The following is a 16,184-nucleotide window of genomic DNA, read 5'->3' on the forward strand; positions in this document are numbered from 1 at the left end:
CATACCGATCTAATGAAAAGCGCTCCCGCCACGTGTCAGGCACGAACCTCGGCCGCCAGGCCCGCTCATGATGCCTCGCCAATCCGCGTCATCCGGCTGGCCGGCGCGCCACGATAAACGGCCGGGTGTCCTTCCCCTTGGTGCCGTGGCGGGCGATCTCGACGATCTCGAACCCTGCCGCCACAATCGTCGCCTCGAGCTGCCGCGCCGTAAAGGTCGACACCTTGGGCGCCTTGCCGAACAGCTGCATGACCGGGATCGCGGCGCGGATGAACGGGCTCATGTCGCCCAGGCACGGCGTCTTGGAGATGAACAGCCCGCCGGGCTTCACCAGGCGCCGGACGCGCCACAGACAGTCGTTCACATCATGCATCAGGTGCACGGCGTTGAACCCCAGCACCACGTCGAAGGCCCCTTCGGGATAGTCGAGCTGCTCCAGGGTGGCGCGGACGAATGCGAGCCGGCCGGCCAGGGCCGATTCCGCCGAGCGCTTTTCATTGGCAATGGCGATCATTTCACTCGAAATATCGCTGGCGACCATCGTGCCTGTGAACGGCGCCAGCCTGAGCGCCGTCGTGCCCGTCCCGCAGCCGAATTCCAGCACGGCGTCGGTGGGCTTCAGATACGTCTTCGTCCGCGCCAGGGTGCGCTCATAGCCGGCTTCGTCGGCGATCTTGTCGGCGGCGTATTTGCGCGCCAGGCGGTCCCAGAAGCGGGCGTCTTGCTGGATGCTCATCAATATCCCCCTTTGTCCCGCCGGACATAGCATATGCACAGAATGAGGGAATTGCGAAAAATTGCACATACGTTATGCGTATATGCATGGACGATCTCGACTGGAACCAGCTGCGCGCCTTCTACACCACCGCTGTCGCGGGCTCGCTATCGGCGGCGGCGCGCGAAATTGGCCTGACCCAACCCACCCTGTCGCGCCAGATCGCGGCGCTGGAAGACAGTCTGAAGGTGACGCTGTTCGAACGCATCGGCAAGCGGCTGGTGCTGACGGAAACCGGCCAGCAACTGCTGGAGCACGTGCGGGTCATGGGCGACGCGGCCGTGACGACGCGGCTGTCGGCGTCAGCGTCCGCCGCCGCGGTCGAAGGGCCGGTGAGCATTTCAGCCACCGACGGCTACGCCGCCTACATCCTGCCGGACATCATCGCGCGCATCCGCGAGGCGGCGCCGCAGATCACCGTGACGATCATCGCCTCCAACAAGCTGAGCGACCTCAGGCGGCGCGAGGCGGATATCGCACTGCGTCACCTGAGGCCCGGAGACCCAGACCTGATCGGGCGGCTGGCGCGGTCGTCGGCGGCCGGCGTCTATGCCAGCCGGGGCTGGGTGGAGCGCCACGGCCTGCCGCGCGAACCGGCCGATATCGTTCCCCACCTGATCGGCTTCGACGACATCGAAGCCTTCACGGCGCATCTGCGCAGCTTGGGCATTCCCGCTGAATCCTCGGATATCCGCCTGATTTCGGGCAGTTCGGTCACGGTCTGGGAAATGGTCCGGCGCGGCATGGGCGTCTCATTCATGCTGGAGGAAATCGCCAGCCGGACGCCCGACATGGTCCGCATATTGCCGGACCTGCCCGCCTTCGAAGTACCGTTGTGGCTGGTCACCCACCGCGAACTGCGCACCAGCCGCCGCATCCGGCTGGTCTTCGACATCCTGATCGCCGAACTGGCGCGGCTGGGGTGACGTCGCGTCGATAAGCTTGCGGCATTAGCGGTTTCGCAAGGAAAACGCGCTTATAAGACAGTTTGGGGAGTGTGCGTATGCGGGCAGAGTATAGAGCCAGGCTGACCTTCATGGCTAATCCGGAGCGCAGGATCATCATCCTGCGGCCGATCGGCGACGTGTCGGCGCGCGACTTCATCGACCAGGCGTTCGAGCACTACGCCCAGATCGACGAACCGTGGACCTATAACCGCCTGACCGACGTCCGGCGCTTTACCGGCTACCTCAGCGACGCCGACGTGGCCGAAATGGCCGCGCGCTGGCGCGACCTGACCGCTGGCCACGACTATCATGCCCACGTCGCCGTCGTGTCGCTGGATGTCATCGACCGCGTGCGTATTCCGTCGGTCTCGCCGATGTTTCCCAATGAGACCATCTGCCTGTTTTCGGACTATCACGAAGCCATCGGCTGGCTGAGCGCCGTCGACCGCGCGCGTTACCTGTCCGAACTGGGCCCGCTGGTGGCCGCCCGCCATGGCGGCGGCGACGCCCTGCATATCGACTAAGGCCTGTCAGGCGTTCCGAAGCGTCGCAACGCGATATGACAAAAGGGCAGACAACGTCTTGTCCGCCCTTCTTATCGCCGCGAGAGTCGTGCGGTGGATGCCATTGTGTCCAGACGCTAGATCGGTATGATTTTAAGTGGAAACATCATACCGATCTAAGTTTTTGTTTTGTCGCGATATTTAAGGCGAAAACCGCTTACACTTTTCGCCATATCGCTCTAAAGCATGCTGCGAAAGTGGAAACCTGTTTTTCGACCGAGCATGCGACCACTCCGAAATCTAGAAGAAACTTCCGTCGTCGAAGATCAGCCTGTTTTCGTAGGCGCCGTACATCAGGTAGTGGGTCAGCGGATTGATCCCGGCCGCGGCGACATCGGCATGGGCCTTCAGGTAATCGCTGGTGTCGAAGGCGCCCGACGGATCGCGGCCTTCCCTCCAGCCGAAGCGGTTGTAATGATCCAGCGGATTGACGCCGGCGGCGGCGACATCGGTATAGGCCGCGAGATAGGCCGAGGTATCGAAGAAGGCGTTCGGATCGCGCCCCTCCTTCCAGCCGAACCGGTTGTAATGCTTCAGCGGATCGGCGCCGGCGGCAGCGACATCGGGGTTGGCCAGCAGGTAGTATTCCGCGTCAAAGCCGTTGCCCCTGATCTTTTCCCCAATTGCGGCATAGGCTTCGCGGCCCTCGAAGCGGCCGGTTTCGAGATAGTGCGCGAACGGGTTGACGCCGGAGGCGGCGACATCGGGGTTATGCTGAAGGTATAGCCGCGTATCGAATGCGATCGACGGATCGCGGCCTTCGCGCCAGCCCACGGTGTTGTAGTGCGTCAGCGGGTCGAGGCCGGTCCGGATGTCGGGATTGGCCTCCAGATAGGCCGTCGTCGAGAAGAAGGCGTTGGGATCACGGCCTTCACGCCACCCGGTTTCCGTGTAGTGGGCGTCCGCGTCGATGCCGGCCTCGAACACCTCACCGTACTGTCCGAAATAAAAGAGATCGTCGACCAGCGGATTGCTGTCCACCAGATCCACCGCGCCGTCAGAGAAGACCAGCCTTTCGATACCGGTGAGGCTGTCGACGCCATCGGGACCGCTCACTGTCAGCGAGTTCGGCGTCAGGTGCTGCAAACTGGCCTCAGCCAGTGTGTATGAGAACACGGCCGAATCGACACCGGCGCCGCCATCAAGGACATCGTCGCCTTCACCGCCGGCCAGCGTGTCGGCGCCCGCCTTGCCGTCGAGGATATTGTTTGCGCCATTGCCGGTCAGGAGGTTGTTCAGCGCGTTGCCCGTCGCCGAGGCGCCGCCTGCGACTTCGGCGACTTCCAGGTTCTCGATATTGTCGGCCAGGGTATGGCTGGACAAGGCGATGACCTTGTCCGTGCCTTCACTGGCCAGTTCGACGAAGGTCTGGATCGACTCTCCAAACGGTCCGAAATACAGATAGGTGTCGTCGTCCGCGCCGCCGGCCAGGGTGCCATAGCCGGCGAGTGTATCATTGCCCGCATCGCCGCGCAGCGTGCCGCTACCGGTCAGCTCGTCGTTGCCCGCGCCGCCGGACGCGTCGATGAACAGGATATCGAAATAGTTCTGCGGGGCGATATGGTCGTCGCCGTCGCCCCCCAGAACGGTCGTGACGGAATGGTCGAGATTGCTGTGGAGCGCCAGCGTATCGTCACCCAGGCCGCCATCGATCGTCTTGCCGCCGGCAAATATCCAATCATTGCCGTCGCCGCCCAGGACATGCGCGCCATCGCCGTAGGAGATCACGAAGTCGTCGCCGGTCCCGCCGCTCAGGGTATCGTCGTCGGCGTTCAATCCCCAGCCGCCGACGTCATCACCGGACAGGGTGTCGTTGCCCGCGCCGCCGTCGATACTGTCATTACCATCGCTGCCGATCAGGTCATCGTCGCCGTCGCCGCCGGACACGGTGTCGTTGCCGGCTTCACCGTCGATCCAGTCGTCGCCCGCACCGCCGGACAGTCCATCCGCGCCATCGCCGCCCGCCACGACATCGACGCCGGCGCCGGCATCGACGCTGTCATCATCCGCGCCACCCGACAGGGTGTCATCGCCGTCATTGCCGGAAACCGTATCATTGCCACCGTGGCCGTCGATCAGGTCGCCGCCGGCCTCGCCATGCAGCACGTCAGCGCCGCTGCCGCCCTTGATCGTGTCGGCGCCGGCATCGCCATGAACCGTGTCATCGCCGCCATTGCCATTGATCGAGTCCGGTTCGATTGTGCCGGTCAGGCTGTCATTGCCCGGCCCGCCAACCAGCGCATATTTGACGGCCAGATCCGACACCGCGATCGTCTGGTCGTTGAAGCGGATATATTCGATGCCGCTGATGGCCACTTCGTAAGCGCCGTTGGCGACCTTGGTCTCGCCACCACCGACGATGGCGATAAAGCCGTCGCGATTGGCCGACACGACCAGCGTGTCACTGCCGGCGCCGCCGATGACCATGCCCCCCGTCGTGGTGGACAGCGTGTCGTCGCCATCACCGCCGTCGAGCGTGTCCATGCCCGCGCCGCCGCCATCCAGGGTGTCGTTGCCGAGCCAGCCCTGGATGTGGTTATCGGAGGCGTCGCCCGTAATGGCGTCGCCTAAAGACGAACCAATGATGTTCTCGATGCTGTAGCCGCCATAGCTGAAATTGGTCGAAACCGCGTATAAGGCGTCCTGCAGGTTCAGCGTGTCATTGCCGTCGCCGCCGCTGAGCGGGCTGTAATAGATGCCGGTGGCGTAGATCAGGTCGTCGCCGTCCCCGCCCCGAACGGTGTCGCTGTTCTGGCCGGCGCGAATGGTGTCATTGCCGCTGCCGCCTTCCAGCACCTCCTGGCCGATACCGCCTTCGATCAGGTCGTTACCGTCGCCGCCGCTGATCGTATTGTCGCCGTCGCCGCCATGGAGGCTGTCATTGCCCGCGCCGCCATCGATCTCATCGCCGCCCGCAGCACCAATCAGGCTGTCATCGCCGTCGCCCCCCAGCAGGATGTCGTTGCCGCTGTCGCCGGACACCGTGTCCGCGCCGTCACCGGCCACGATGGAATCGTCCCAGGCGCCGCCCGAAAGCGCTTCGCCCGCCACCGTTCCCGTAATCACGCTGCCGGTCTGTGCCAGGTCGATCAGGCCGTGGCCCTGCAGGAAGACCTGCTCGACATTCCTGATGATTTCGACGGTCTTCGCCGGTCCGCCCGAATTCGGATAGGGGCGCGTCACGAAGGCATAGCCTTCCGATCCACCCAGATTGATGATCGATGCGCTGCCACGGCTGTAAGAAGCATTCGTCGCCAGGGCGTAGTCGTTGCCGTCACCGCCATCGAGCGTATTGTTGCCGTCACCGCCATACAGGCTGTCATCGCCCGCGCCGCCCAGCAGCAGGTCGTCCGTCCGTGCATATCCGATGTTGCCGTAGAGGGAATCGTTGCCGGCCCCGCCCGCCAGCGTTCCGACACCGGTCAGCCAGTCATTGCCATTGCCGCCGTCCAGCGAAACCAGCCACTCGCCGCCCCCGCCGGTGATGGTGTCGTCACCCTCGCCACCGTTTGCCGTCCCCGTCGGGTCGAACTCGACAAAGCCGCGCTGAAGCACGATCGTGTCGTTGCCGAGGCCCCCTTGCAACGTGCCGGAAGCTTCGATGCTGTCATTGCCTTCGCCGCCATCGACGGTGTTCGCGCCATTGACGTCGCCAATGCGGTCATTGCCCAGGCCGCCATTGATAGCGTCGCTGCCGAAGCCGCCATAAACCGCGTCATTACCGTCGCCGGCATTGATCGTGTCATTGCCGTCTTCGCCAGAGATATAGTCGCTGTAGGCCGTCCCGGTCAGGCTGTCGGCCGCCGCGGTGCCCGCGAAGATTTCACCGATGCCGGCCGTGGCGACGTCGACCGTCACGTCGCTGAATTGCAGGTTTTCGATGCCGCTGATCGACGTCGCGTATTGCAGACCATAGCTGTTTCGGACGACAAGCACGTCCGCGCCGCTGCGGACGAGTGTAAATTCGCTGGCGTTGCTGCGGAAGACGGCCGTATCGTTACCCGATCCGCCAATGATTTGCGACGCGCCTTCGGAGGTAATGATATCGTCGCCGGCGCCGCCGTCCAGCGTGCCGTTGCCCATGAGGATGTCGTTGCCGTCACCGCCGTCCAGGCTCGAATTGTCATAGACATTGGACCAGCCGCTGCTCGAGGTCAGCGTATCGTTCCCCGCCCCGCCCAGCAGCGTGTCCTCGGAATTTAGTGAATCGACGTAGTCATCGCCGTCGCCGCCGATGATATAGTCCCGGCCACCGTTCGTGCCATAGATCCGGTCGTTACCGATGCCGCCGTCCAGCGTATTGGGGCCAAGTGTGGAAGGCGATATCTGTCCGCCACTCAGGGTGTCATCGCCCGCCTCGCCATACAGGGCGTCCGGCGTGGTCAACTGGTCAGGATCGTAGGTGTAGGTATTGCCGGACAGGACATCCGAACCGTCGCCACCGTAGAGCGTGCCCGAACCACCGACGGTGTCGTTTCCCGCGCCGCCGTACAGGGTATTGGTTCCCACGAAGTCCTCAATGGCGTCCGCGCCCTCACCGCCGGTCAGGCTGTCATCGCCCTTCCCGCCCCGCAGCGAGTCGTTGCCGTCGTTACCGCTGATCGTGTCATTACCGGCCTTGCCATCCAGCCAGTCGGCGTAGACGGTGCCGGTCAGGCTGTCATTGCCGGATGTGCCTTCGATCAGATCACCCAGGGCGCCATGGCTGAGGATGACATCGCCGCCGTCGAAACGCACGGCTTCGACGCCGGTAAGCGACGTGCGCTCGCTGCCCCAGCGCAGCGCCAGGTAGTCGCCGCCATTGTTGAGCAGCGTATAGCTGCTTTCCGCGCCGTTGAAGTCGACCGTGTCGCTGCCGGCTCCGCCGCTGACCGTGGCGTTGCCCCACTGCTGGCTGTTGATGAAATCGTTACCCTCACCGCCTTCGATGAAGCTGCCACCGCTGTAATAGGCGGTGATGACGTCGTCGCCATCGCCGCCGCGCAGGGTTCCCGCGTCGTTGCCGGCAATCGTGTCGTTGCCGAGATCGCCCGACACCTCCGCGGTGCCAAAGAGCGAGTCGTCGCCGTCGCCTCCGGTTACGGTATCCTTGTAGCCGTGGCTGTGGACCAGGTCATTGCCCGCCCCCCCGTCGAAAAGATTCAGCCCGCCGCTCCACGCTTCGAGGCTGTCGTTGCCATCGCCCCCCAGCAGGGTGTTGCCGCCGCCCGCGCCTATCAGCGAGTCGTTGCCGATCCCGCCGCTTAGATAGCCCTTGAGCAGGATAAAATCGTCGCCGTCCTCGCCGTAGCCGGTGTTGCTTTCGGTATAGCTGTAGACATCGCCGAAGTCGGCCAGGGTGTCGTTGCCGACGCCGCCGATCAGGGTATCACTCCCCTGGTAGGAGACCACGCTGTCGTTCCCGCCCAGCGCGCTGATGCTGTCATCGCCCGTCGTATCGGACAGGGTGTCGTTGCCGGGCGTGCCGGTGATGAGATTGGCCATGATAGTCCCCCCTTAGTCGTACGCTGTAGGCTTACAGTCGAAGTGCGGCAATGTGCACTCCTAGCCGGACAAGCGTCCAGGCGCAATCGCAAGTCCGTGCTTGCGCGCATATTTTACCGTCAGCCTTCGCGACGCAGCCCGGCATATTGTAACATCCGATCACAAATAAAGCTTCACGCGCTGTTGTGAATTGACCTGACGAAACGCTCGCCTAAGTTGCGCGCCGGTATTTCATGCTTCAACACAGCGAGGGTGAGATGGCGAGTATCACAGGAACTCCGGGCAATGACAGCCTGACCGCGCCGGCCAGCGACACGGACCTGTACGGTTTGGCCGGCAATGACAGCCTTTATGGCCTGGGTGGCGTACTGGATGGCGGCGACGGCGACGACGTCATCCAGAATGACGCCAACTCCGCCACCGTCGAGGGCGGCGCCGGCAACGACTACGTGTTCATGTACGGGGGGCAGTACGATTACCTGATCGACGGCGGCGAAGGCAACGACTCCATCCAGTCCGAAGGCGGCCGGGTCTACGGCGGCAGCGGCAACGATACCATCGAGAGCTGGGGCGGTCCGACGTCGGTCCATGGCGGCGACGGCGACGATTTCCTGCGGGTTTACGGGAATGACAGCTTTACCGTCGATGGCGGCGCCGGCAGCGACACCATCCGGGCCTTCGAGTTCGCCGATGGGACGATTACCGGCGGCACGGGCAGCGACAGGTTTGTTCTCGAAAACTGGAACGCGGTTCATATTACCGACTTTACCGCCGGCGCCGGCGGCGACATCCTGGACCTCGATTTCTACGACGGTGACTGGCATCCCGGCAATCCGTTCGGCGTCGGCTTTGCGCTTGAGCGCCAAGGCAGCGACGTACTGGTTCGCCTGGGCTATGCTCCCGAAAGCCGGATCACCCTCGCCGTTCTCGACAACGTCGACATCAATGCCCTGACAGCGGCAAACTTCGGCGGCTATGACCCGGTCGTGCGCACGACAGGCACCTCCGGGCACGACACGCTGAACGGCAGCGACTTGGGTGACGTGATCGATGGCCTGGGAGGCAATGACGTCATCAATGGCTTCGATGGCAAGGACACGCTTTCCGGCGCTGGTGGCAACAACGCCCTCGACGGCGGCGGCGGCGATGACCATCTCGATGCCCTTGGCGGCGACGACACCCTGCTGGGTGGAGACGGAAACGACATAGTTGTCGCCAGCAATGGCCAAGACCGGCTGGACGGTGGCGCCGGCCTGGACCTCGTCGCCTATGCCGGGTTGGGATACGGTTTAAATATCAACCTAACGACCGGACTTGTCGTGAAGTTACACGCATCCGGCGGCACTGATACCATCTCCGGCTTCGAAGAGGTCTATGGCGGTGAGTATAATGACGTCTTCACAGGATCGGCCGGAGCGGACAGATATGTCGGCGGCCTCGGCGGAATTGACACCGTCTCTGGCGAAGACGGTAATGACCAGTTGAGCGGCGGGGGCCTGTTCGACGGTGGCGCAGGTAACGACCATATACGACTCGGCATGGGCCAGAACACCGTTTACGGCGGAACGGGCGACGACACAGTCCTAAGTGGCTACGGCACCGACCTGATTTACGGCGAGAACGGCTCGGATTCTCTCGAGGGCGATGACTACAACGACTACCTGAACGGCGGCGCGCGCTGGGATACACTGGACGGCGGCATCGGCGACGATACGCTGGACGGCGGCGCGGACAATGACCGCATGTGGGGCGGGAACGGACAGGACCTTTACTACGTCGATCATATCGGCGACCGGGTGTACGAGAATTTCGAGGAAGGCAGCGACACCGTCAGATCTTCGATCAGCTACGCCCTAACGCCCAATGTCGAGAACCTGCAGCTGATCACCGGCGCCGGCGACATCGGCGGCACGGGCAACGGCCTGAACAACAGCATCGACGGCAACCTGCAGAACAACGCACTTGCGGGCGGGCTCGGCAATGACAGCCTCTACGGCTGGGCGGGCAATGACGCGCTTGACGGCGGCGAAGGCCATGACCGGCTGTCGGGCGGCGACGGAATGGACACGCTGACCGGCGGTGCGGGCAACGACCAGTTGGGTGGCGGCGCCGGCGCGGACGACTTTGTCTTCGGCTCGACCGCGACCAATGGCCACGACCACGTCCTCGATTTCCAGCACGGCCTCGACCGCCTGGTCTTTTCGGGCGCCGACTACGGCTTTGCGAGCGGCCATGTGCTGACGGCGGCTCAGTTCACTACCGGCACGTCGGCTGTCGGTTCGGCGGCGCAGTTCATCTGGGACAGCGCGGGCCAGCATCTCTACTTCGACGCCGATGGCTCAGGCGGCGCGGCGGCCGTCGAACTGGCGCTTATCTCGGGCGGCGCGACGATCACCAAGGATGACCTGGTGATCGTCTGACGGCAAGGCGCGGGAGGCCTGCGAGGCCGCCCCTGCCCTACGCCGTAAAGATAAGATCGTCCTTCGTGAGGTTCGTCCCCGTGACGATGGCCAGCTCGAACGCGGCGCCCGAACCCGTGCCATCGGCATCCCACCACAGCTTGTCCGCCGCGGCATCCCAGATGAACTGCGCGCCCGTACCCGCGGCCGACGCTCCCAAGGTGAACTGCGCCGCCGTCAGCACATGCCCCGCGGCGAACCCATAGTCCACACCCCTGAACACCAGCTGGTCGATGCCGTGTTCGAAGTCGAGGATGTGGTCGTGGCCATTGACCGCCGTGCCCGCGAAGACGAAGTCATCCGCGCCCGCGGCGCCCCCCAGCTGGTCGTTGCCGCCGCCGCCGATAAGCGTGTCATTGCCATTGCCGCCCGACAGCCGGTCATGGTCCGCTCCGCCATCCAGCCGGTCATTGCCATCCCAGCCATACAGGCTGTCATTGCCCACGCCGCCCAGGAGGCGGTTGTCGCTGGAATTGCCGGTCATGGTGTTGCTGAGGCTGTTGCCGGTGCTCACCGCCTTGACGGACCCGGTGAATACCACCGCCTCGACATTGGCCGTCATGTTCCAGCTGATCGAAGCATAGACCCGGTCATTGCCTTCGTTGACGGTGGTCTTTTCATAGACGCGGTCGCCGGAATTATCGACGTAATAGATGTCGTCGCCCAGGCCGCCGAACATCTGGTCGTTGTCGATGCCGCCGTCCATCGTGTCATTGCCGTCGCCGCCGTAAAGCGTATCGCCCAGCGCGCCGCCCGCAAGCCTGTCATTGCCCGCGCCGCCTTCCAGCCGGTCCGCCTCGGCGCCGCCCGTCAGCCGGTCGGCCAGCCTTGAGCCCAGCAGCGTATTGCCGGCGTCCGAGGCATAGGCGATGACGCCCTGCAGCGCGCGGAAATCGGCCACGCCGGCATCGGCCAGGCGGAACCAGCTGCCACCCGACGCGCCGCCGTATTCGCCGGTATAGGAGATGCCCGTAAAGCCCTTGAGCTGGGCGGTCGTGGCCTTCAGCTCATAGCCGCCGGCGGTGACGACCAGGTATTCGACGGCCCTGACGGCCGCCGCCGACATGTCGCCGGCGCCGATGACGGTGTCCAGGCCCGTGCCGCCGTCGATGATTTCGCTGGCCTGGAAATCGTTGAAGATGCGGTCGTTGTTCTCGCCGCCATAGATGGTGTCGCGGCCCGCCAGGCTGTAGATGACGTCATTGCCTTCGTTGCCGGTGACATAGTCCTTGCCACCCTCGGCCAGGATGGTGTCGTTGCCCGCGCCGCCCAGGATAGTGTTATCGCCGCCGCCGGCATTGGCATAATCGTCACCCAGGCCGGCGCTGATGCCGTCGCTGCCCCGGCCTGAGGAAATGGTGTCATTGCCCTCTTCGCCGAAAATGGTGTCGTTGCCGAAGTCGTCGGTGATGAAGTCGTCGCCGCCCAGGGCGTAGATACTGTCACTGCCGATACCGCCGATAAGCGTATCGTTTCCGCTGGTTCCGTTAAATCCCGCCATAACGTTCTCCAATGTGTCAGACGGAGGCGTCTTATAATGCACGCGGGCACACTTGGCATCCATTAAGGTGAATCGAACGCCGCTATCTCAACTATCTGGTTAAACGGACATTAACCTTTACTTGCTTGCGGCGTTCCAGTCTGGCGTCGCCTCCCCCTGCAAATGCCGGACGAAGAAATCGTACTGGCGGCGAAGGCCATAGGTTATATCGCCCGTGGTACGCAGCGCGCCGTGGCCGTCATTGGGCGCCACGATCAGGTCGAAGTCCTTGCGCGCCTTGATCAGCGCGTTGACGACCTGAAGCGTCGAAGCCGGATCGACATTCATGTCGAGTTCGCCAACGACCAGCAGTACGTGCCCCGTGAGCTTGTGAGCATTGTCGACGCCCGATGCGCGCGAATAGCTCTCGTCGATCGGCCAGCCCATCCAGGCTTCGTTCCAGCCGATCTTGTCCATGCGGTTGTCGAAGCAGCCGGCATAGGCGACGCCGGCCTTATAGAAGTCGGGGAATTCCTCAAGGGCGCTCAGCGTGTTCTGGCCGCCGGCCGAACCGCCATAGATGCCGACGCGGCTGATGTCGTAGGACGGATACTTCGCCGCGGCCGCCTTGTGCCAGGCGATGCGATCCGGGAAGCCGGCGTCCTGGAGGTTTTTCCACGCCACGTCATGAAAGGCCTTTGAGCGGTTGAGCGTGCCCATGCCGTCGATCTGGACGACGATGAAGCCCATATCGGCCAGGGATTGCATGCCGATGACCTTGTCGCCGCTGGAATGGGGTCCGAACGGCCAGAAGGTCTTGGGCACAAACGACGAGTGCGGCCCGGCATAGATGTTCTCGATGACCGGGTACGTCTTGTTAGGATCGAAATTCTGGGGGCGGACGATGACGCCCCAGATGTCGGTCTTGCCGTCGCGGCCTTTGGCGGTGAAGACTTCCGGCGGACGGAAGCCGGCGGCTGTCAGGCGGCTGATATCGCTGTGTTCGAGCTGGGTGACCAGCCCCAAGTCCTTCGTACGGCGCAACTCGGCGACATTGGGCATGTCGACGCGCGAATAGGTGTCGACATAGAAGCTCATGTCGCTCGAGAAGGCCACGTCATGGAAGGCTGGCGCGGTCGTGACGGGCGTCAAATTGCGGCCGTCGAAGTCAATGCGATAGACGTGCTGGAAGTACGGGTCCTCATTCCTGCGCATGCCGTTGGCGGCGAACCAGATCTGGCGGGCCTTGTCATCGACCTTGAGCACGGAGCGGACGACGAACTCTCCCCTGGTGATCTGGTTCTTCACCTTTCCGGTTGTCGCGTCATAGAGATAAAGGTGGTTCCAGCCGTCGCGCTCCGACATCCAGATGACCTCCTTGCCCTCACCGCCGACGTCGTTGGCGAAGCGGCGGCTATAGGCGTTGATGAAGGTCTTGCTGGTGTCCTCGGCGACGACGCGCGGCTTGCCCGTGGCCGCATCGACCTCGATCAGGCGATAGAGCTGGTGGCCGCGCTGATCGTACTCGAAACGTAGCGCCTTGCCGTCCTTGCGCCACTGAAGATCGGTAACGCGCATCGGATTGGGGAAGAGATCATAGGGGATATGAGTCTGCTTTTTCGTCGCGACGTCGAACAGGACCGGCCGGTCGATATCGACCGCGTCACCCGGCTTGACGTAGAGCTGGGTATCGACCTTGGGCTGGACCTGGTCGGCGGGCGACGAGATGACGCGCACGACCTGGCGCGCATAGCCCGGCTGGACGCGATAGGCGGCGATCCTGGACGAATCCGGCGACCAGACGATGGATTCGGGATCGTAGAACAGGCCTTCGGACCCGTCGGTCGACAGACGAATGGTCGCGCCGCCCGCGGCGGGCCTTACCGCGATATTGTGGTTTTCGACAAAGGCCAGCCACTTGCCGTCGGGTGAAGGATGCGGCGTATTGTCGGCCGGGCTCTTCAGGTCGCGCACCACGCCTGAGAAGCCGCGGTCCTGCTTGGGCGTACCCGCCGGCTTGGCGCAGGTGTATGCGACCAGCGAACACAGCCATTCGGTTTCATTGGCGCGGATGGTAACGGCCCGTCCGCCATCGCTGAATACAGCGGTCGTAAACGGCGCGGTAAACGGCAGGGCCAGGCCGGTTGTCTTCGCTCCAGTCGCCAGGTTGTAAGCCGCCGCCAGTTTGTCATGATCGAATGCCAGGCGTTTGGTTTGGGTATCCGCATCCAGCAGAATGAACTGGAAACCGCCCTCGACCGTCTTGCGATAGATGTACAGGTGCGTGTCCGGTACCCACTGGCCGGGCTCGGCGATGTCGCGCGTCAGGCCCGACCACGCCGCCCTGAGGCCGATGGCGCGATCGTAATCCTGAGGCGTTGGCGTCGCCCAGGCGGCATGCGCCAAAGCCATCATCCCCAGTGCAGCCGCAATCACAGTCCTTGTCATGACGGTATCCCCTGAACTCTCTGGTTGCTTTTTGAAGCATAATTGTATCAAGTATACAATATACAAACTATCATGGAGGCGATGCGATGTCGATAAGATGGATCCGGGCCGCCGGCCTGACCGCGGTAATCCTTGCCTGCTCAGGCCCTGCCCTGGCCCAAAGCCAGGCAGGTACGGCCGATGCGGCGTTCAGAACCCTCTATGAGACCGAGTGGACCTGGCGCCAGTCGCTCGACCCCGGCGGCGAGGACGACAACACCGTCCCCGACCGCCTGGCCGACGTATCGCAGGCTGCGCACGATGCACGGCTCAAACGCTGGCAAGCAGTGATGATCCAGCTCGACGCCATCGATCCCAAGACCCTGTCGCCGGCTGAGCAGATCAACTACACGGTCTACCGCAATCAAATATCAACATTGATTGCAGACGAGACCTTCCGCAGCCACGAGATGAACTGGGGCTTCTGGAACCGGCTCGGCTGGGCGTCGCAGAAGAGCCTGCGCACCGAGGAGGACTATCGCAACCGGATTGCGTGGCTTAACGACGTGCCGCGCTTCTTCGACCAGAACCTGGCCAATATGGCCGCGGGCCTGAAGCGCGGTTTCACTGCGTCGCGGGTGTCGATCGCGGGCCGCGACTCGTCGATCACCATCCCCTATGAAGGCAAGGCGACAGAGGAGACGACCTTCTACGCGCCGTTCAAGACCATGCCGGCGTCGATCCCGGCCGACAGACAGGCAGAGTTGCGACGCCTGGCAAAGGAAGCCATCGAGACGCGCGTCATCCCGGCGCACAAACGCGTCCTGGCCTTTGTCCGGACGGAATATATGCCGAAGGCGCGCGCCACCATCGCCGCCGAAAGCCTGCCCGACGGCAAGGCCTATTATCGCGCGCTGATCCGCGAATATGTAACGCTGGACCTGACGCCCGACCAGATCCACCAGATCGGCCTGGACGAAGTCGCCAAGATCGAAGCCGAGATGCACTTGGTCATGAAACAAGTCGGCTTCACCGGCACGCTTCAGCAGTTCAACGACAAGCTCCGCACCGATCCGCAATTCTACGTCGACACGCCGCAGAAGTTCCTCGATCGCGGTGCGTGGATATCGAAAGAGTTCGACGGCAAGGCTTCCGACTGGTTCGGCCGCCTGCCGCGCCAGCGCTTCGCCGTTATCCCCACGCCTGAAGCCATCGCGCCCTACAATACCGGCGGCAATGGCGGGCCGGGCGTGCTGATCCTCAACACCTATAACCTGAAGGCGCGGCCGCTCTATACCCTGCCCGCCCTGGTGCTGCACGAAGGCGCGCCGGGCCACGCCTTCCAGATGCCATTCGCGCTCGAGAACAAGGCGCTGCCTGAGTTCCGGCAATCGACCTATATCTCGGCCTATGGCGAAGGCTGGGCGCTCTATACCGAACGGCTGGGCGTCGAAATGGGCATGTACCACACGCCCTATGAGCATTTCGGCATGCTGACCTATCAGATGTGGCGCGCCTGCCGGCTGGTGGTCGATACGGGCATGCACGCGAAAGGCTGGTCGCGCGAGAAGGCCCTGGGATATCTGCGCGATCATACGGCGCTCAGCGAGCACGAGGTCACCACCGAGACCGACCGCTATATCAATTCGCCGGGCCAGGCCTTGAGCTACTATCTCGGCGAGATGGCGATCTGGAAAGCGCGCCATCGCGCCGAAGCGGCCTTGGGGGAGCGGTTCGATATCCGCAACTTCCACGACGCGGTCCTGGACCTGGGGTCGGTGCCTTTGTCGGTCGTGGAGTTGCGCACCGACCAGTTTATCGCCGATGGCGGCAGGAGTCCTTACGCAGGAGAATGAACCACCCTCCTCCCTAGCGCGCAGCGGTGGGGAGGTGGCATTTGCGACAGCAAATGACGGAGGGGTACAACTGAACCGTAATACCCCTCCGTCAGCGACGCTCCGCGCGCTGCCACCTCCCCATCTTCGATAGGGAGGAGGGAATGCAACGCCCCCTTGCGTCGGCACACATCGTCACGATATCAAGGCGCCA

At 63.3% G+C, this 16,184-nt stretch carries 8 protein-coding genes; 4 read left to right on the forward strand and 4 right to left on the reverse strand.

The window, feature by feature from the left end; genetic code table 11:
- Window positions 1-88: 88 nt before the first annotated feature.
- Entirely contained in the window at window positions 89-736 is a 648-nt protein-coding gene (locus tag J2X24_RS06480) for a class I SAM-dependent methyltransferase (RefSeq protein WP_245344500.1), read from the reverse strand.
- A gap of 86 nt (window positions 737-822) precedes the next feature.
- Here J2X24_RS06480 and J2X24_RS06485 point away from each other — a divergent pair, with 86 nt between their 5' ends.
- A complete protein-coding gene (locus tag J2X24_RS06485) occupies window positions 823-1,701 on the forward strand; it encodes a LysR family transcriptional regulator (RefSeq protein WP_245344501.1) in 879 nt (292 codons plus the stop codon).
- Window positions 1,702-1,811: 110 nt separating this feature from the next.
- Window positions 1,812-2,246 carry a hypothetical protein gene (locus J2X24_RS06490; protein ID WP_209718434.1) on the forward strand — a complete coding sequence of 145 codons (435 nt, stop codon included), beginning with the start codon at window positions 1,812-1,814 and terminating at the stop codon, window positions 2,244-2,246.
- 279 nt (window positions 2,247-2,525) lie between these two features.
- Here J2X24_RS06490 and J2X24_RS06495 read toward each other — a convergent pair whose 3' ends face one another.
- Window positions 2,526-7,769: a beta strand repeat-containing protein gene (locus J2X24_RS06495; RefSeq protein ID WP_209718436.1), complete on the reverse strand. Its 5,244-nt coding sequence runs from the start codon at window positions 7,767-7,769 to the stop codon at window positions 2,526-2,528.
- A gap of 257 nt (window positions 7,770-8,026) precedes the next feature.
- On the opposite strand from J2X24_RS06495, the gene J2X24_RS06500 reads away from it, so the two are divergent.
- Window positions 8,027-10,189 (forward strand): calcium-binding protein, encoded by a 2,163-nt coding sequence (locus J2X24_RS06500; protein ID WP_209718438.1) that lies wholly within the window; start codon window positions 8,027-8,029, stop codon window positions 10,187-10,189.
- A 37-nt stretch (window positions 10,190-10,226) separates the two neighbouring features.
- Here J2X24_RS06500 and J2X24_RS06505 read toward each other — a convergent pair whose 3' ends face one another.
- Together J2X24_RS06505 and J2X24_RS06510 are read right to left on the reverse strand one after the other, a co-directional pair.
- Window positions 10,227-11,729 carry a calcium-binding protein gene (locus J2X24_RS06505; RefSeq protein WP_209718440.1) on the reverse strand — a complete coding sequence of 501 codons (1,503 nt, stop codon included), beginning with the start codon at window positions 11,727-11,729 and terminating at the stop codon, window positions 10,227-10,229.
- A gap of 117 nt (window positions 11,730-11,846) precedes the next feature.
- Window positions 11,847-14,156, reverse strand: coding sequence for a S9 family peptidase (locus J2X24_RS06510; RefSeq protein ID WP_209718442.1), 2,310 nt, complete (start codon window positions 14,154-14,156; stop codon window positions 11,847-11,849).
- A gap of 86 nt (window positions 14,157-14,242) precedes the next feature.
- Here J2X24_RS06510 and J2X24_RS06515 point away from each other — a divergent pair, with 86 nt between their 5' ends.
- Window positions 14,243-15,991, forward strand: a complete 1,749-nt coding sequence (locus J2X24_RS06515) for a DUF885 domain-containing protein (protein ID WP_209718445.1) — start codon at window positions 14,243-14,245, stop codon at window positions 15,989-15,991.
- Window positions 15,992-16,184 lie beyond the last annotated feature (193 nt).

Origin of the sequence: Asticcacaulis solisilvae (genome assembly GCF_017875235.1) — a bacterium.
Classification (GTDB): domain Bacteria; phylum Pseudomonadota; class Alphaproteobacteria; order Caulobacterales; family Caulobacteraceae; genus Asticcacaulis; species Asticcacaulis solisilvae_A.

Bases quoted from the DNA above. Each gene is read 5' to 3' on its own strand.
- J2X24_RS06480 (WP_245344500.1), bottom strand. From the start codon at position 736: ATGAGCATCCAGCAAGACGCCCGCTTCTGGGACCGCCTGGCGCGCAAA.
- J2X24_RS06485 (WP_245344501.1), top strand. From the start codon at position 823: ATGGACGATCTCGACTGGAACCAGCTGCGCGCCTTCTACACCACCGCT.
- J2X24_RS06490 (WP_209718434.1), top strand. From the start codon at position 1,812: ATGGCTAATCCGGAGCGCAGGATCATCATCCTGCGGCCGATCGGCGAC.
- J2X24_RS06495 (WP_209718436.1), bottom strand. From the start codon at position 7,769: ATGGCCAATCTCATCACCGGCACGCCCGGCAACGACACCCTGTCCGAT.
- J2X24_RS06500 (WP_209718438.1), top strand. From the start codon at position 8,027: ATGGCGAGTATCACAGGAACTCCGGGCAATGACAGCCTGACCGCGCCG.
- J2X24_RS06505 (WP_209718440.1), bottom strand. From the start codon at position 11,729: ATGGCGGGATTTAACGGAACCAGCGGAAACGATACGCTTATCGGCGGT.
- J2X24_RS06510 (WP_209718442.1), bottom strand. From the start codon at position 14,156: ATGACAAGGACTGTGATTGCGGCTGCACTGGGGATGATGGCTTTGGCG.
- J2X24_RS06515 (WP_209718445.1), top strand. From the start codon at position 14,243: ATGTCGATAAGATGGATCCGGGCCGCCGGCCTGACCGCGGTAATCCTT.